The sequence below is a fragment of the Paenibacillus sp. BGI2013 genome (assembly GCF_002843485.1).
GTDB classification, from domain to species: Bacteria; Bacillota; Bacilli; order Paenibacillales; family Paenibacillaceae; genus Paenibacillus; species Paenibacillus amylolyticus.
Genome location: NZ_PJFA01000012.1, coordinates 144,047 through 162,552 on the forward strand (window position 1 = coordinate 144,047; position 18,506 = coordinate 162,552).

The 18,506-nt window shown below is 47.6% G+C and carries 14 protein-coding genes; 12 read left to right on the top strand and 2 right to left on the bottom strand.

The window, feature by feature from the left end; genetic code table 11:
• Positions 1 to 3: 3 nt before the first annotated feature.
• From CXK86_RS24725 to CXK86_RS24780, 12 genes are all read left to right on the top strand, one after another.
• Positions 4 to 2,160 carry an NHLP family bacteriocin export ABC transporter peptidase/permease/ATPase subunit gene (locus tag CXK86_RS24725; protein WP_076253772.1) on the top strand — a complete coding sequence of 719 codons (2,157 nt, stop codon included), beginning with the start codon at positions 4 to 6 and terminating at the stop codon, positions 2,158 to 2,160.
• 25 nt (positions 2,161 to 2,185) lie between these two features.
• Positions 2,186 to 5,104, top strand: a complete 2,919-nt coding sequence (locus CXK86_RS24730; protein ID WP_083684987.1) for an NHLP bacteriocin export ABC transporter permease/ATPase subunit — start codon at positions 2,186 to 2,188, stop codon at positions 5,102 to 5,104.
• Between the two features lie 100 nt (positions 5,105 to 5,204).
• A complete protein-coding gene (locus CXK86_RS24735) occupies positions 5,205 to 5,573 on the top strand; it encodes a hypothetical protein (protein ID WP_017690595.1) in 369 nt (122 codons plus the stop codon).
• Between the two features lie 176 nt (positions 5,574 to 5,749).
• Positions 5,750 to 7,054 carry a dicarboxylate/amino acid:cation symporter gene (locus tag CXK86_RS24740; protein ID WP_101314779.1) on the top strand — a complete coding sequence of 435 codons (1,305 nt, stop codon included), beginning with the start codon at positions 5,750 to 5,752 and terminating at the stop codon, positions 7,052 to 7,054.
• A 7-nt stretch (positions 7,055 to 7,061) separates the two neighbouring features.
• Complete coding sequence (locus CXK86_RS24745; RefSeq protein ID WP_076253770.1) at positions 7,062 to 7,898, top strand: GNAT family N-acetyltransferase; 837 nt, start codon at positions 7,062 to 7,064, stop codon at positions 7,896 to 7,898.
• A 16-nt stretch (positions 7,899 to 7,914) separates the two neighbouring features.
• A complete protein-coding gene (locus CXK86_RS24750) occupies positions 7,915 to 10,374 on the top strand; it encodes a beta-ketoacyl-[acyl-carrier-protein] synthase family protein (RefSeq protein WP_076253769.1) in 2,460 nt (819 codons plus the stop codon).
• 39 nt (positions 10,375 to 10,413) lie between these two features.
• Entirely contained in the window at positions 10,414 to 10,719 is a 306-nt protein-coding gene (locus tag CXK86_RS24755) for a phosphopantetheine-binding protein (RefSeq protein ID WP_083684981.1), read from the top strand.
• Positions 10,716 to 11,459 (top strand): SDR family oxidoreductase, encoded by a 744-nt coding sequence (locus CXK86_RS24760; protein WP_076253768.1) that lies wholly within the window; start codon positions 10,716 to 10,718, stop codon positions 11,457 to 11,459. Before CXK86_RS24755 ends, CXK86_RS24760 begins: the two co-directional genes overlap by 4 nt.
• 37 nt (positions 11,460 to 11,496) lie before the next feature.
• The gene (locus CXK86_RS24765; RefSeq protein ID WP_076253767.1) at positions 11,497 to 12,228 is read left to right on the top strand and encodes a hypothetical protein; all 732 of its coding nucleotides are present in this window, start codon (positions 11,497 to 11,499) and stop codon (positions 12,226 to 12,228) included.
• Positions 12,229 to 12,276: 48 nt separating this feature from the next.
• Positions 12,277 to 12,492 carry a hypothetical protein gene (locus CXK86_RS24770; RefSeq protein WP_017690588.1) on the top strand — a complete coding sequence of 72 codons (216 nt, stop codon included), beginning with the start codon at positions 12,277 to 12,279 and terminating at the stop codon, positions 12,490 to 12,492.
• A 2-nt stretch (positions 12,493 to 12,494) separates the two neighbouring features.
• Positions 12,495 to 13,454, top strand: coding sequence for a substrate-binding periplasmic protein (locus CXK86_RS24775; RefSeq protein WP_076253766.1), 960 nt, complete (start codon positions 12,495 to 12,497; stop codon positions 13,452 to 13,454).
• 88 nt (positions 13,455 to 13,542) lie between these two features.
• On the top strand, positions 13,543 to 16,890 hold the full coding sequence (locus CXK86_RS24780) for an ATP-binding protein (RefSeq protein WP_101314780.1): 3,348 nt from the start codon (positions 13,543 to 13,545) through the stop codon (positions 16,888 to 16,890).
• Between the two features lie 127 nt (positions 16,891 to 17,017).
• Here the strand turns inward: CXK86_RS24780 and CXK86_RS24785 are convergent, their stop codons facing one another.
• Both CXK86_RS24785 and CXK86_RS32915 read right to left on the bottom strand, forming a co-directional pair.
• Positions 17,018 to 18,007 (bottom strand): DUF4003 family protein, encoded by a 990-nt coding sequence (locus CXK86_RS24785; RefSeq protein WP_076253764.1) that lies wholly within the window; start codon positions 18,005 to 18,007, stop codon positions 17,018 to 17,020.
• A 72-nt stretch (positions 18,008 to 18,079) separates the two neighbouring features.
• Positions 18,080 to 18,445, bottom strand: a complete 366-nt coding sequence (locus CXK86_RS32915; protein WP_017690584.1) for a DUF6713 family protein — start codon at positions 18,443 to 18,445, stop codon at positions 18,080 to 18,082.
• Positions 18,446 to 18,506 lie beyond the last annotated feature (61 nt).

Sequence of the window (18,506 nt, forward strand, 5' to 3'; positions counted from 1 at the left end):
GTAGTGGCCCCAAGAAGAGTGAAAACGCCGACGGTATTACAAATGGAAGCTGTAGAATGCGGAGCTGCCTCACTGTCGATCGTACTTTCCTATTACACAAGTTTCATTCCACTGGAGGAGCTTCGGATATCCTGTGGCGTGTCCCGTGATGGCAGTAAAGCGAACAATATTCTCAAGGCAGCAAGGCAATATGGAATGGAAGCCAAAGGGTACCGTAAAAATCCCGAGGATCTGAGAAACATGCCATGGCCGGTCATCATCCACTGGAACTTCAATCACTTTCTAGTATTGGAGGGCATTCAGAAGGATCGGGTGTTCCTCAATGATCCGGTTACGGGCCCGCGGGAGATTACTTTTGAGGAATTGGATCAGTCGTTCACGGGTGTTGTACTGACGATGAAGCCTGCGGAGGGTTATGTCCCACAAGGCAAAACGTCAAGTCTGCTTAGCTCTCTCTCCAGTCGAATCAAAGGTTCGGAGAAGGCACTGGTCTATGCGATTATAGCAGGATTGTTTCTGGTTCTGCCCGGTCTGGTCATTCCGGTGTTCAGCAAAATTTTTATTGATCAGGTCTTACTTGGACATCTGAACAATTGGTTATTCCCGCTTCTGGTTGGTATGGGAATAACGGCGCTGCTGCGTGCATTGCTGATTTGGCTGCAACGCTACTACTTGCTCAGACTGGAGATGAAACTGGCTTTAAGCTCATCCAGTCGTTTTTTCTGGCATGTACTCCGGTTGCCGATTGAATTTTTTTCCCAACGGCATAGCGGAGACATCGCATCAAGGGTGGCCATCAATGATCGGGTCGCGCAGCTGTTGTCTGGACAGCTGGCAGTCGCTGCACTGAATTGTGTCATGATCCTGTTTTATCTGCTCCTGATGTTGCAGTACAGTGTATTGCTAGCTGTAGTTACGATAGGGGTATCCCTGCTTAATGTTATATTCATGCAATTCATCACACGTAAGCGCAACGATCAGAATCTGCGCCTGTTGCAGGAAAGCGGCAAGATGCAGGGTGTCTCCATGAATGGACTTCAGGTTATTGAGACGTTGAAGTCCAATAGCTCTGAGTCTGATTTTTTCGTCAAATGGTCAGGTTATCAGGCAAAACTGTTGCAATCCAATCAGCAATTTGGCGTATCCAATCAGTTTCTGATGTCTGTTCCCACACTGTTGACCAGTCTGGGGGCTGTTGCCGTGTTATTTTTTGGCGGTTTTCAAGTCATGGACGGGGCGTTGACCATTGGTTCGTTGGTGGCTTTTCAAAGTCTTGCGGCAAGCTTCAGTCAGCCTGTGAATGAGATGGTCATGCTGGCAGGAACGATTCAGGAAGCAGGAGGGAGCATGAAACGTCTGGATGACGTGTTGCAATATCCGGTGGATCGTCAGATTCAATCGGATCTGGATGAAACAGACGAACAGAAGGACAGTCCCAAGTTATCCGGTCAGGTACAGATCAGTAATCTGACATACGGATACAGCAAGCTGGAGGCACCGTTAATTGACCAGTTTAATCTGTCTATTCAGCCAGGCATGAAGGTGGCTCTGGTAGGCGGTTCGGGCAGCGGAAAATCCACGATTGCAAAACTGATTGCCGGAATATATGAACCATGGGAAGGTGAGATTCGATTTGATGATCTGCGTCGGGATGAGATCTCCAGGCATCGGATGGGCAATTCCCTGGCCGTTGTGGATCAGGAGATTGTGCTGCTTGAAGGCACGATCAAGGAAAATATTACATTCTGGGATGCAACGATTCCAGAGACGGATGTCGTTCGTGCAGCCAAAGACGCCGTCATTCATGACCATATCGCAGAACGTAGCGGTGGGTATGACCACATGATTTCGGAGAATGGCGGTAACTTCAGCGGAGGACAGAGACAGCGGCTGGAAATAGCCAGAGCCCTTTCAGGCAACCCGTCGATTCTGATCCTGGATGAGGCGACGAGTGCACTTGATCCGGCAACAGAGAAATTGGTCGATGACAGTCTTCGGCGCAGAGGTCTGACCTGTATTACGGTGGCTCATCGTTTGAGCACCATCCGGGATGCCGATGAGATCATTGTACTGGAACGCGGGAAGATAATTGAACGGGGAACGCATACGTTTTTGATGGAGCAAAACGGATATTACACCCGTCTTATTCAGAGTCAGTAACAGGGGTGCAGAAGGGGGTGAAAGCGTGGCAGAGCCGATCAGGCCGAAAATGGAGTCATTTTTTACAAAGGTTGGAACGATTCATGATGTGGAAGGAAATAACCCTATTCTGATCACGGATGAGAACAGTGTATGGTACGTGGCTTCCGGTTACGTGGATGTATTCGCTGTAGTCATGGAAGGAGAGAACTCTGGAACAAGACATAAACGCCGTTATATGTTCAGTCTGGATGAGGGAGCGCTCTTGTTCGGCTTTGACAATGGTCAGATGGTGGAGCGAATGGGCTTGTTGTTAACAGCGTCTGTCGGTACCAAAGTATTCCGGATAGATAAGGAGTTACTCCTGAACCGAAGAGTAAACGACCAGTGGGATAACGAGTGGCTGGCATCCAGGGTAGATCAGTGGGTTGGTAGTTGGTCGGCAGCACTGAATGTACGGAATTCACCACTTGAATTTACACTGTTGGAACCTGGGGAAGATCAGAATCTGATACCTGATCAGACCTGGAGGCCGATGCGTACCGTATGGATTAAAGTACAGGATGGCATGGTACTCTGGGGGAAAGAACATCCCGTTACTACAGAAGATGCTTGGTACATACCCGTAACGTCCTCGGGCTGGCTGGAAACGCAACAAGCGGCTGTGGTCGATGTAAAAGTAACACAGTCCTGGTTACCCACAGACCCGTCACTTCACGGGTTATATGCCTTCCATCGATTAGTCGCCAACAGGCTTGCGGTCGTGGTTGCCAAGGAACGCTTGCAGGAACAGGAACGCTTGCAACAGCGTACGGAGCATGATGATTCCTTAATGGACCATGCGCTCAAAAAACTGATTGCCGTTACCGGGCCGGATGAGCAGCAAGTTGTCTCTTTTTATTCTACTGATCCGCTTTACCCCGTAGGCAAGATCGTTGGGGACTATGCTGGTATCGTGATGAAGCCTGTTACACGAAAATTAAAAAGCCAATCGAAGCGTTCACCTGTCCAGGAGATGGCGGAAGCTTCCGGTGTGCGTTCCCGCCAGGTCGCACTTAAAGGGGAATGGTGGGAAGCGGACAATGGACCGCTTGTTGGATACCTGGAGACATCAGGCGAGCCAATTGCATTAATCCCGGCAGGGGCCAATTCTTATCGCTGGGAGAATCCATTGCACGGGGAAAATGGGTTCGTTAATGATGAAATGGCGGCTACCATACAGCCGATGGCGTACATGTTTTACCGGCCTTTTCCCGCGCGCGAGCTTGGCATCAAAGACCTGCTTCAGTATGGTGCTCACCACTCGGTTCGTCGGGATCTCGTGATGGTGATTCTGATGGGGGCACTGGCTGGATTACTGGGCATTATGGTCCCGCTCGCCAGCGGTATTCTGGTGGATACCATTATACCGGAGTCTTATCGAGGGCCGTTGGTACAGATGGCCTTTATCCTCATCGCGGTCGTGTTATCGATTGCCTTGTTCCGACTCGCAGGTTCACTTGCCGCGCTGCGTATGGAAGGACGCGTGGAGAATGCGGTTCAGGCTGCCATCTGGGATCGATTGCTGAATCTGCCGGTTTCGTTCTTCCGAAACTATTCAGCCGGGGATTTGGCTTCCAGAGCGGGAAGCATCAATGCGATTCGGCAGCTGTTATCCGGTGCAGTAATCAGTTCGCTGCTAACAGGTGTGTTCTCCATTTTTCAATTTGCATTATTGTTCCGGTATAGTCCTGTTCTTGCCTTGGTGGCGGGTGGTCTTGTCCTCATCTCCATGTCATTTACCTTTGCGATTGGCCTGCTACAGGTACGTTACCAGCGCCGATTGTTGGAGCTTCAGGGACAGATTGCCGGAACAGTACTTCAGCTATTGAACGGAATGAGCAAATTTCGGATGGCAGCAGCCGAGAACCGGGCTTTCTTCTTGTGGGCCAGGGCATTTGCGGAGCAGAAAAAGTGGTCCTATAAAGTTCGGATGCTGGATAGCTTCTCCAGTGTATTTCAAGCCTTTTTCCCATTGCTGACATCAATGGTGTTGTTCTATCTGGTGGTATCTACCCGTTCAGAAATGTCGGCAGGACAGTTTATCGCCTTTTTCGCTGCATTTACCAGCTTCCTTATGGCCATGCTCGGTATGGCTACAGCACTATTATCCGTGGTGAACATTGTTCCATTATATGAACGAGCCAAACCCATTCTCAAGACGTTACCTGAAATTCATGATCAGTTGGAAGATCCGGGTGAGGTGAGTGGAGCGATCGAGATTCGCCATATCCAGTTCCGGTATGAAGAGGATCAGGCACTTGTGTTGAACGACCTGTCGATGGATATCAAATCAGGACAATATGTAGCCTTTGTCGGGGCATCAGGCTGTGGAAAGTCTACGTTAATGCGACTGTTACTTGGTTTCGAACAACCTCAGAGCGGCTCTATTTATTTCGATGGTCAGGATCTGCGTTCGCTTGATATCAGCTTGCTTCGGAGTCAGTTCGGGGTGGTGTTGCAAAATAGCAAACTGATGTCCGGTGATATCTTCACAAATATCACAGGAACGTCGGATCTGACGATTCAGGATGCTTGGGAGGCCGCAGCCATGGCTGGATTCGATGATGACATCCGCAGCATGCCGATGGGCATGCATACCGTAATTTCCGAAGGTGGAGGTACACTGTCTGGTGGACAACGGCAGCGTTTAATGATTGCCAGAGCCATTGCCAAACGGCCGAAGATTCTCTTTTTTGACGAGGCAACAAGTGCATTGGACAACCGGACACAGCGTATTGTCAGCCAAAGCCTCAGCAAGCTTCAGGTGACAAGGATTGTGATTGCACACCGGCTCAGTACGATTACGCAGGTGGATCATATCTATGTATTTGATAAAGGCAGAATCATTCAGTCTGGCACCTATCAGGAGCTGATGGAGCAGAATGGGCTCTTCGCAGAACTGGCCAGCCGTCAGCTGGCGTAGATTTGAACTAAACTTGAAGTAACCTTGAGCGTTGCTTGAAACTGGGCTGTTATGCTGAATAAGGTAAGAAACCAAATCGATCTATTGGAGGAATCATTACATGAGTTGGACAGAAGAGCAGATTCAAGAAACGGTTAACGCAGTTATGGCTAAGGCAAGTTCGGATGCAGCATTCCGCGCATTGGCTGTAAGCGACATCTACGCAGCAATTCAGCAAGAAACGGGTCAAGAAGTACCACGTGAGTTCAAAATCAATGTAGTGGATGGAACAGGTTACCACGCAACGATTGTATTGCCAGAAGCACGCGGCGAGGCGGATGAGTTGACAGAAACCGAGCTGGAATCTGTGGCTGGTGGTAGCAAAGACGGCGCAACTGATTTCTTCAATGGCGTGGGTAGTATTGCCGAGGATGCTGCAAGAGCAGCCATCCGTGTTGGAGAGAATTACGGTAACGCACAAGCCAAGTAGTCTTCCTTATATACTTCATACTTATATTAAAAAGCATGGAATGAATTGGAGTGTGATCCCCTACCCAGGTAGGATCGCACTCCAAATTGCTTAACACGAGCCGAAAAGTCCGCTGTCTGAACAGGAATTCAGTGCAGCAGTCACCATGGCTACAATGACGAACAAGAGGTGCCTGCGTGTCAAGGAAGACAGCTTTCTCATTGAAATGGATCAAATCATTCTGGATGATTGTGCTCTGTATGGTATCTGGAATTGCGGCAGGATTATACGTTCCTGAGTTGGCTCATGCCGTATCACGTTTTGGCGATCTGTATCTGTCCTTTTTGAAGATGTGTGTCATTCCCATTATGATGACCGCCATCATCTCTAGCATCGGCAGTCTGTTTATCCAGAGCGGAGCGATGAAGATGATCGTTCGCATGTGCATGGTATATACCATAGCGTTGATATTCTGTGGTCTGTTGGGTCTCGGTCTTGGTGGAATAGGTCGTCCGGGTGCAGGGCTGCCAGAAGAATCCAAACATGTACTTGGGGCTATTGTATACGATCTGAGCGCCGATAACAGTGCCCTGTCCATCGAAGAGAAGCCGCAGGGGATATTTTCGTTTTTGCTTAACATGATTCCATCCAATATATTCACAGCGCTGACGGAAAACAATACGCTGCAAATCTTGTTTTTTTCCGTGATCGTTGGGGTGGCAGTCGGCATGATGCGGACACCGCAGGGAGATGACGTGCTGAAGATTGCTGATGTATTGTTTGGAGCGTTTCAAAAGGTGATCTCCTGGTCCATGTACGCATTGCCTTTTGCACTCTTCTGTATGATGGCAGGGCAGTTCGCGACACTAAATTTGGATATTCTACCTGCCATGATGAAGTTGATTATGATGTTTTACATTTCCAGCGTGATTCTGATTGTGCTATCTATTGTGATCATGGCTGTAACATTGCGGAAGCCTGTCTGGGTCATCTTGTCTGCATTGAAGGATGCGTTAATTCTGGCATTCGGTACACGGAATAGTATCGCCACCGTTCCGACCTGTATGGAGGCACTGAGTATGAAGCTTCAGCAAGATCCGCGTATCGTACAATTGGTCGTACCTCTGGGCATGATCATGTGCCGTTACAGTATGGTGCTTGTGTATACGCTTGGCATCACCTTTACCGTCCAATTGTATGATTTTGACTTTACGTTGTCGCAGTGGATCGCGGTGCTTGCAGGGGCTGTGGTGATATCGATTGCTGGTGCAGGCTCCCCGGGTGTTGTCTCTATTGGTATGATCGCGGTTATTGCGGAGATGCTCGGTTTGCCTTCCGAGGTCACCATCATTCTGCTTTTGGCTATGAATCCAATTATTGATCCTATCATTACGGCTGCGAATGTATCCATACAATGTCTAACCACTTCACTATTGTCAGCCAGAAAGGATAACTATGATCACTATCAAACGGCTAACACTCCAGGACAGGTTGAAGTATAAATCGTTCATGTTTCAGTGGTTATACAAACAAGTGGAACAGAGCTTGAATGATCCAATGGAATCTGAACGGTTCATGTTAATCGGAGCAGAATCGCAAGGTGTCCCCGTGGGCCTGCTTGTGCTTGAGCAGCGGGGTGGATACGGGCATGCAGTCTTACAGTGTATCTTCGTATCGAAGCCATGGCGCAGGCAAAAAATCGCTACATCGTTGCTCCAGGAAGCACGAATTTTAGGTATGGAGAAAGAAATGGCTACGCTCTCTCTGAGCTATTACTCTGACAAGTCTTCGACGGATACGATCGAAGCTTTATTGCATAAGGAAGGCTGGATACAGCCGCAATGTGAATCAGTCGTTTTCCATATCCATCTTGGAAGCGGAATTGCTGAGGCGACCTGGTTAAGGGAACGAGCTATCCCCAATGGGCTGGAGTTATTTCTATGGGCAGATCAGGAAGAGGGGCAACTTAGACAATCCATTGAAACAGGAGAGCTTGATTTCCCTTCATTTTTGTCTCCGTTCAAAACCTTTGCTCCCCTGGAACCAAGCAACAGCTTCGGTATTCAATCCACACAGGGAGTTCAGGGGTGGTCGATGACGTATCGACTGGACGAGGACACGATCTTGTATGATGCACTGTATATTGCGCCGGAATATCAACAGTTCGGTCTGGCTTTTCAGATGCTGGGCAGATCCATCCGGGTTCAAACGGAGGCAGGCATCCCCCACGCGATGTTCACAGTTAACCAAAGTACACCAATCATGATGAAGCTTTCCCGGCAGTGGCTTGCACCGTATTCTTGGAAGACGAGTGAGAAGCGAAGCAGTTATATCCGATTGGGATAAGGAGAGGAGGGCGAATATGAGCGACAGAGAGAATACCAACACGAAGGATCGTATCGTGATTACAGGCATGGGCGTATTATGCGCACTTGGCGATCACCCGCAGATGGTATATGAGCGTATGCTTGCTGCTGAGACCGGAATTCGGGAAGTAACCCGCTTCGACACGGATAAGTTACAGAGTTCACTTGCAGGTCAGTTGGAGGATTCCATCCGTGAAGGAGCACTTGCAGGCACAGCGGAGCTATCCATGGACTTATGTGCACGGTATGCCATCGCTGCTGCGAGGAAAGCGTTAATCGATAGTGGCCTTTCAATAGCACATGCGGATAACATGAAACATCACGACAGGGCAAAAGGAACAGGCAGAAAGCCATCCGTTTTTCCTGCGCGGATCGGACTCACGCTGGGTACGTGTAACGGTGGAGTTCTATCTTTGGAAGAACAGTGGAACCTGTCTGAGTTGGACGTTGATCATACGTCCCGGTATCCATTTTATCAGCAGGGCGATGATGCAGCGCGAGTTCTGGGTGTGGCAGGTCCGGTCGCAACGTTAAATACGGCATGTGCTGCGAGTGGTAATGCCATAGGCTATGCAAGTGATCTCATTCGCTGGGGGTATGCCGATGTGATGCTCGCTGGTGGATCTGATCCATTGTCGCATAGTGTATATGCCGGATTTAATGTACTCCGTGCACTTAATTCCCGTCCCTCTTCACCCTTCAGCACCCAATACGGATTGAATCTGGGAGAAGGTGCTGCTTTTGTGGTTCTGGAGAGACTGGACGCCGCACTTGAACGTGGTGCTACGATCTATGCTGAATTATGTGCCTATGGGTTGAGTAACGATGCCCATCATATGACGGCTTCTCACCCGGAAGGTGCGGGTATACAACGTGCAGTGGAGATGGCGATCAGCCTTGCTGGAGTATCCAAAACAGATATTGAATACGTAAACGCACACGGGACTGGAACACAGGCAAATGATCGTGCTGAAATTAGTGGTCTGCAGGGTAGTTTCGGGCCTAATCTGTCGATTCCTATCAGCTCAAGCAAAGCCTATTTTGGTCATACATTAGGTACTTCGGCTGCATTGGAGCTGGTTACCTCGCTCTACGCTATCAGGCAAGGATACGTTCCCGCTACGCTTCATTTTGAAGAAGCTCGCGAAGGATGCGAGGATGTTGATATCGTTCAACATTCGATGCGTCCGATGCGTCCGGCATATATGATCTGCAACAATTCGGGTTTCGGAGGACACAATGTTTCGCTTGTGCTGCGTACAAATGGAATTGAAGAAGAGCGGTATTCGAGCGTGCAGAATGCTGAACGTGAGAATTCACTTGCAGAGCATCCGGGCGAGGCAGTCTCCAGACGACGTGTTGTCATTACTGGAGTGGGTGCCGTCAGCAAAGGGGATATCCGTAAGGGGAATGTACTCGGGGCTTTGGGTAAGGACACCGAACAGGTAACGGAAACATCCTTCTTCTCCTTAAAAGATTACGATAAGAGCAAATATGAGCGCAGAATGAACCAGCTCACACAGAATACGATTGGTGCAGTTCTTGCAGCGCTGGAGGATGCAGCTCTGGGCGAGTCTCAGCTGGAGCATACGGGTTTTATCTACGGTACAGCACGAGGAAGCACGAGCAGTATTTCGAACTTTCTGGAATCTGTATTTGTCAAAGGCCCGGAGTATGCAAGTACGATCTATTTCCCGCATACGGTCATTAATTCCATTGCTGGTCAGACGGCTGAGAAATTGCAATTTAAGGGATTCAATAGCTCCTTCAGCACAGGAGGCACTGAGGGATTGACTGCCGCATTGTATGCAACGGGCAAGATCCGAGAGGGAGCCCTGACGTCTTGTATGATTGGTGCTGGAGATGAACGATCCCAGCTTGCGGAGGATATCGACCGGGCCAAGGGATTGCAGGACAGCCGTTACGAGATGACGGAAGGCAGTGTCTGTATGGTCCTCAGTGACCTGGAAGAAGCTGATCAGACGCGATCCGGGATCTATGCGGAATTGAGTGGACTCGGTGTTGCTTCTGGCGCAGCACATGACGCTTCGAGACAGAGCGAGGCGTTGATCCGGGCAGTTACCGATGCACTCCATGAAGCTGAAACCAGCATGGGGCAAATGGATCTGATTTTGCTCAATTCAGTGGGACGTCCCGGTGAATTGGAGTTAGAGCAGAGCGCCATATCTTCGATCGGGGAAGCTGTGGCCGTACCATCTGTGCCGATCATTAACCTTAATGCATGGGCTGGCTATGGAGAATCGTACAGTTCGATGTTACATCTCGCGGCGGCTGCAGAGCTTGTAAGCCCGGGAGTCATGCACGAACTTGCCAAAGGTACCTACGCCCATCTGGGCCTGCCTGAGCGAACATCTGCATATCAGCATATTTTGACCATCAGTTCTACCGTTAATGGCAGTTATTCTGCGGCAATCGTCAGTAGCGTCGCTGAGTGAACCGTGTTAATTGAAAAAAATTATAGGAGGCTTACACATATGACAGTGAATTACGAGGTAGAGATGGATGAGATCAAACAGACAATCAAACAAACGTTGTTAATTGATCGGCTCAAACTGGAGGACATCACCGCAGAGGAAATTACGGATGACATGATTTTGTTCGGTGAAGAACTGGGACTGGACTCTGTGGAGGCGTTTGAGGTTATGGTTGGTATGGAAGAAGTATACGGCGTGATGGTCGAGGACCTTCCCGCGACAGAGTTGCAGATTCATCTGAAAAATGTGCAATCTATTGCCGAACTGATTATGGCCAGAAAGACCAAAGGAACGCGAGGCCAATGACCTTTCGTGATCACGTCGTTGTGGTTACGGGGGTAACACGGGGCATAGGGCGGGCCATAGCGATGAGATTCATTGCAGAGGGAGCCATTGTGGCAGGCATTTATGTCAGGGATGACGTTGCAGCGGACCGGCTAACAGAAGAGGTGAGTGCAGCAGGCGGACGGATGCAGTTGTTCAAGGGCTCTGTTGCGGACCATGCTTTTGTAGCGGATGTGATGAAAGAGGTATTTGATACATTTGGCCGTGTGGATGTCCTGATTAATAATGCCGGAAGATCGAGCGACCAGATGGCACTGCGGATGGAAGAGCAACAGTGGAATGAGGTGCTGGAAACCAATTATGTTGGTGCCTGTTATTGCTCACAGGAAGCGGTCAGCTACATGGTTCTTCAGGACAGCGGAAGCATTATCAACCTGGTGTCGGTGAGCGGTATATATGGCCGGGAAGGGCAGTGTAATTATGCAGCTTCCAAAGGCGCTTTGATGGGGCTGACGAAGTTATATGCCCGCCTGTATGCATCAAACAACATTCAGGTCAGTGCCATCGCACCAGGTATGATTGATACCGAGATGACGGGGGAGGTGTCGCAAGAGAAGCTGAATGATTTTCTGCGCCACACCCTCACCGGAAGACAAGGATATGCGGAAGAGATAGCTGAGGCGGTAATATACCTCGCAGGACCTGCGGCACGTTATCATACCGGACAGACATTAAAACTGGATGGCGGCTTTTTGCGTTAAGGGCAAACTTGAATTGTAATCAGAGGGAGGGAAGCTGATGAAAACGGCGTATGTACATCATGCAGAGAGTACAGTTATGCAGATGATGGTTGTATATTTGTTACATCGTGGCTTGCAGATTACAGCAAGCTTTGCCACATCAGAACAAGCAGAGCAGTTTCATTCCGATCTGTCTGTGCACGACCAGAAGAACTGCCGGACTATCGTTGCGCCGGACCTGGGAATGAAGGGAATTGAATCCGTACTGTCAGCATCTGCCGAGCATATGCAGGGGCTCGACTTCTATATTCATGGTAGTAGCTGGGTGGATGAACTGTCTGAGCTCCAAAGTGATCCGGCGGCTTTTGCTCTAACCAGCCATCGTCAGTTAAGTGAACTCTTTCTATATACCCGTGCAGCAGGTCATTTTATGGCGCGTAAACAGAGTGGACAGATGATCGTACCCATACTGGCAGATATGATGCACTATAGTGGATTTCCTTCTTCTCCGGTGTATAACCAGGGTGCCCAGGCATATGTCAAAAGCTTTGCCAAAGAGATGACGCCTTTTCGAGTCTCGGTCAATACGTTAACGTTTGGTTACTACCGTATGGAGAACCACATAAATGCCGGACGAAGTCGCAGGAAGAACTATGATATGTTCACCTTAAAACCTTCTGTGCCTGAATTGGAAGAGCTTGTACAAGGTCTAGGCCTGTTACTTGATTATGGTCAGGGCATGAGTGGTCAAAATATAACGTGGGGTTACGGTATTCCGTCTGTTCTCTGATATGATCTGAGACAATACGGCTTCAGTAATCTTCGAAAGAGGCAGAAGATGGGATATCAACAGAATGGAAACGATGCGGAGCAGGAGAACCGCCAGTCCGATGAACTGCTGGAAGAAGAACTGGAAGAGGTTGTCGGTGGACTGGCGACTGTTTCAATTGCACGTTGCAAAGTCTGCCACATTCGAATTGCAGTGTACGAGATGAGCGTATGTGCAGCTTGTTTTCGCAAAACGCAGCTTCCACTTGCAGGAGAAGGGGGCTAACCATGATCAGAAGTTACGGCCGGCTGTGCATCTTGCTGTTGTTCATGTTAACTATAGGACTTATCCTCTCATCCTGTACAAGCGTATCCCGAGACGCTGTATCAACCATAGCAAGTCCGCAGACTGAAACGGCTCAGTCTCGGGCAGCAGAAACGGACATCACAGCAGCTAAGGCAGCTAAGGGAAGTGAGCCAAGAGTTTATACTGCGGAAGAATTAGAAGGATATCCGCAAGATATTCGGGATATTTTGAGCAGGGGCAAGCTGAGGATTGGATTGAAGGTAGAGGATCGTTATCCGTTCTTTTACACCGATGAAGAAGGGTTACTGCGCGGGAGCGATGTTGAGCTTGCCAACGACATCGCTCTTAAACTTGGAGTTAAACCGGAGTATATCCGAACAGCGGATTCTTTCGATGAAGTGATTGATCAGGTGTCTTCCGGGGAGGTGGATGTCGGCATATCCAAATTGAGTATCACCCTGGAGCGGGCGAAGCGAGTACTGTTCTCCAATGCGTATCTGCATTTCAAACAAGCACTGCTGATTAACCGCCTTCAACTTGCGGAGCTCGGCAAAAAAAACAAATTTCCCGATGTGCTAACGCTGCTTCAGCAACGTGGAACACAGATCGGCATTGTTCAAGGCACGTCTTACGTAGGCTTCACACGTGAGCTTTTCCCCACGCAGAATCAGATTGCCTACAAGAATACTTCCGAATTGTTTGATCGTGTGAGGCAAGGCGAAGTGATCGCTGCAGTCTATGATGCTTTTGAAATTTCACGTTATTTGGATCAGAATCCAGCCTACTCCCTTGATCTTCAATATGTGCAGCTGGAGGATCAGGATGACGATATTGCCATAGCCGTTGATCCGCGCCGCATGCATCTCCACCAGTGGATCAATACGTATCTTCACATGCAGGAGAAGAAGATTCAGCGCTGGCTTGAAAACTATGGCATCTGAACAATAGGGTTGTGCTATGATACATGCATGAACCCGGTGGTTCGGTTTTTTATTCAGTTAAAAGAGGGGACACAGTGGTGGGAATCTCATGAATGAACGTACTTCTTTCCTGTATTACATCATCCCTGTTATGCTATTTTTTCTGATTTTTACGGTACTGATCTTGATTGAATTACCTTCTAATCAGATGAATGCAGAAGTTCAGGATGGGCGTTTAACGATTACCAGTGAAGCTCTGTCCTCTGGAGAAGGAAGTCGGTTAGATGGCGAATGGGCATTCTATTGGAAACAATTGCTGGAGCCCAAGGATTTTGCCAGTGAACGAACGGGTCCGGTAAGTTACGTTAATGTTCCAGAATCTTGGGGGAATTATGAAATCAGTGGGCATAAGCTGGATAATACGGGATTCGCCACGTATCGTCTGGTGGTGGATTTACCTGAGCAAGATATAGAGCTGGGATTACTAACCTCAGGGATAACTTCCTCACACCGATTGTGGATTAATGGCAAACTTGTATCCGAAAGTGGGATTGTCGGACGAACGTTAAAGGAATCTTCTTCATATAAGGTGCCTGCTCTAATCCGAATGGAGGCAGGGCAGACTCAAGCTGATATTATCATTCAAGTTTCGAACTATACACATCGAAAAGCGGGTCTGTTTGGCTCTCTAACGATCGGTGAATATAATCAATTGAATCAATCCATGAAATACAAAATTGTATCCGAGAGCATGATTATTGGCTGCATGTTGATTATGGGGCTCTACCATATCCTGTTGTATGCATTGTTGCGCAAAAATCGGGAGTCTCTGTATTTTGGTCTGATCTGCATTCTGCTGGCGATGAAGAACAGCTCTGATTCCCAGTACATTTTATCAGAGCTTATTCCGGGAATGAGTGGTGATACGTTCCTTAAAATTGAGTATTTAGGCTTCTTGGGCAGCTCTCCACTTGCTCTACTTTTTTGTTACTCCATTTTCCCCAACGAGATGTCCAAACGATTACGTATATTTTGGATTCCAGGGTTGCTATTCACTGTATTTATCCTGTTCACACCTACTCAGGTATATACGAAGTTTGCGTTGTTCATGCAGGCATACGCGATTCTGATCGGGATTGTGATCATTCAAAATGTGGTCCGAGCTGCCATGAAAAAACTTGCTGGGGCACACTGGATGCTGGCAGGTACGATCGTATTCTTCATTACCGTAGTGAATGATATTTTAATGAATAACGGTATAATTCAAACAGGAATCTATTTCTCATATGGTCTTCTCTTTCTCATTCTTTGTCTGTCGATTATTGTATCCACCAAATTTTCCAATGCCATGAAAACCAATGAACGTTTATCTTCGCGCCTGCTTGAATTGGATCGGGTAAAAGATGAGTTTCTGGCCAATACCTCCCACGAGCTTCGTACACCGCTCAACGGAATTATCGGGCTTACGCAGTCGTTGCTACACAGCATGGATGACCGGTTGGAAGATAACCAGCGAATGCATCTGAACATGATCGTCTCAAGTGGTCAACGTATGTCTTTTCTGATTAACGATATTCTGGATTATGCACTTCTTAAAAATAACGATGTACGTCTGAATCGAACCAAAATAAATCTGCACCAATTAGTTCAGGTAGTCCTCACCGTGGTTAAACCGCTCATTACTGGTAGGGATCTTCTATTACACAATCGAATTGATCCCCATTTTCCACCGATCGAAGCAGATGAGAATCGAATGCAGCAAATTTTGTTTAATCTGGTCGGCAATGCGATCAAGTACACACCATCGGGTCATATCGTGATTCGTGCACGGATTGTGCAGGGCGATATAGAAATTCAGGTAGAGGATACAGGGATTGGCATACCGGAGGATAAATTTGCAATGATTTTCAATCCATTCGAAAAGCTGGCTTCCATTGATAACACGGGTACCGGACTTGGACTGAAAATCACCAAGCAACTTGTCGAGCTGCATGGAGGAGAGATTAAAGTACAGTCGAAAGTGAATCAGGGCTCCCTTTTCTCGTTCACCATCAGGCAGCATAAGAAGAATGTTCCAACTGCGCTACCGGATAAGCAAAACAATGAATCCATTCAGAACGGCGTAAGCACCCTTCGTTCTGTTGCAGCAGTTAAGACAGCAAGTTCACATGCTCTTAATAGGGAAGTCAGTTCCGCGAAAGAATCGGAGATCCAACTTTATCGTGTATTAATTGTGGACGATGAGCCCGTTAACCTGCAGGTGGTGATTCAGCAGCTTGCACCACTGGCCTGTGTGTTTGAAATCGCGAACAGTGGCACTGAAGCACTCGTGCGTATCAATGAGTTGCAGAATTTTGATCTGGTGATCACGGATATGATGATGGTCGGCATGTCTGGATATGAACTATGCGGATTGATCAGGGAGCGTTACAGTCTGATTGAGTTACCTATTCTAATTATGACAGCAAGTAATCGAGATGATACAATTACAGCCTGTTTTGCCGCCGGAGCCAATGATTATATATCAAAACCTATTGGACGTAATGAACTCATAAGCCGTGTACGCACACTGTTGTTGTTAAAAAGGTCTGCTCAGGAGCTGAGTCTGAACGCACAGCAGCTTGAAGAGTTGAATCAGCAGTTATCCGAGTTAAATACCAACCTGGAGTATCGTATTCAGGATCGTACAGTAGAGCTGGAGCAGAAAAATAAAGATATGGGCCGTCTGGAATTGTCACGCAGACGATTGCTGAGCGATATATCGCATGAACTGCGCACACCGATGACTGCGATTCAGGGTTATGTGGAGGCAATTGTATCCGGATTGGTGGATAATGAAGAGGATCAAAAAGTATATCTGCAAATGGTCTTAGTGAAGGCGCTGGGGCTAAACCGTCTCATTCACGATCTATTCGAGTTGTCCCGACTGGAGTCGGGCAAGTCTGAAATGATCTTTATCATGATGAGCTTGCAGGAGTTAATGGATACCATTCAGGACAAATTCAGGCTGGACATTGCACGTGCTGACATGAGCTACGAATTTCAGATGAACATTACGACTGCTCAGCGAAGTGAATATCAAGTCGTGATTGATATGGATCGGATTACTCAGGTGTTGACCAATCTGGTGTTTAACGCGATTCAGCATACAGGTGCAGGTGGAATGATTCGTCTTCATTGTTCCATTGAGGAATGGGAAAATGACGGTGAATCTCCAGGACGACTTACCATCCGTGTGGAGGACAATGGAGCGGGTATTATGGAAGAGTCACTGCCATTTGTATTTGATCGCTTTTTCCGTGAGAAACATGATCGGCATGTGGTTCAGGGCAGTGGAATTGGACTTGCGATTGCGAAGGAAATTATTCAGTATCATGATGGAAACATACACGTAGAAAGTGAAGTCGGAAAAGGGAGTTCTTTTTATTTCACGTTGCCTCTGTATGTTCTGGATTAGGGAAAGACAAGCATCTCGATGATTATGTCGGAAATGATTGAGTTCCATAGGAAAACGAGTACTCAGGGTTCACCCCGGTACTCGTTTTTTATTATGCTTGGAACACTTTGGGAGTCAGTTCTAAGTGTCAATTCGATGATGAAGAAGCGGCAGCAGCCGATGCTGCGGCAGTTGCGGCCATGGCTGCTTGTTGAGCGATGATAATATTTGTGATACTGGTTGAGATTGCTGTCGTAAGCACACCGTTCCGCAGATTCTCCACATGTTGAATGGCTACCAGAGCAGACGAGAACAGGAGCAACTCCTGTTTGTCGATTGACCAGGCACCGAAGCCTTTTTGAGTCCGTAACCAGTCATTTGTTTCCGCGACTTCATCCACTAATGACTCTCTGTCCGAAGGCAGTAGAGAAAGTATCCCGAGAGATGGTAATGTGTACGTTTTGTCCATTCGAAGATCCCTTTTGCGAAAAGCTTCATTTAAGGCAATCACACGAGCAACTGCATCCGGGGGATCCTCTCCAAGAACCAGTACCTGTGTTAACGCCTGCACACTGTTTCTGGAAGAGAACTCTGGTTTTAATTCCCCGTAGAGTTGTTCCATACGTGCCACACCGGTATCTACTTCGAGATCGGAAAGGGCTAACATGGCAGCGAAAATGTAGTCATCCTGTCCAGTGAGGAAACGATGCTCTGCTTTCATGCCGTCATAAAATAATTTGGCCCGCTCCACCGTAGGTTGAAACTGGTCAGCTGATGTCTGAGTAGCGATCTGATAGGCGGCAATAACCAGATAATCGGAGTTGCGAAATTTAATCTCTTTCATCAAGTCATAGACATGCAAGGTGTCTGCCAGTCTCGTCTCTTCATCCGTTGTAAGGGAGAGCATGGCAGCAATGCTAATGGCCGAATTACCTCTGAATGCAGAGAAGAGTTTTGTATTTTGCTTAATCAACTCATGGCTTTGAAGAATAGCTTCCCCATCCGCTGTTTTATTCTCCGCTGCATAGAGCAGGGCAACCAGACGTTGCATCATCGCATGTTGCCATTTAAACGACTTCTTGATGATCTGGGTATTGGAAACAAATAATTCAACTCGTTCTGCATGATGCTGCTGCATAGGCACACCTCCACATTCACTGTTATTCAACAATACCCTTCCAGCTTCCTTCATTTCGTCGGTGTAAACAGATTAGATGATTAGGAATATCAAATGAATTAAAGCGATTATTCCCATAGGGTAGATCAATGATCTGGAGAACCCGTTTTTAAATTCATTTCGAGGATGTTTTTCGAAAAAGAAGTGTAATACGGTATGTATGATGAAAAAGATATCCAGCACCCAAAATGTAATGGTCTGATATGAGCTAAAAAGAAGAGAGAGGATGATGGTATACATTGGCAGGTGAATCCAAGTGAAATACCTATAGGCTTTATCATCTTCCATATCTTTTAACACCATAAACAATTTCCACTCGGACCGCCTGATGGCATCCATTTCGTGAAGCAGAAAGAGAGACAGGTTAAACAAAAATAAAACCAGTAAAAAGTCAGGCATGTAAAGTCTCCTTTTCCTATTCAATCTGCTCCTATCTTACTAAAGGTAATTTAATTTGGCA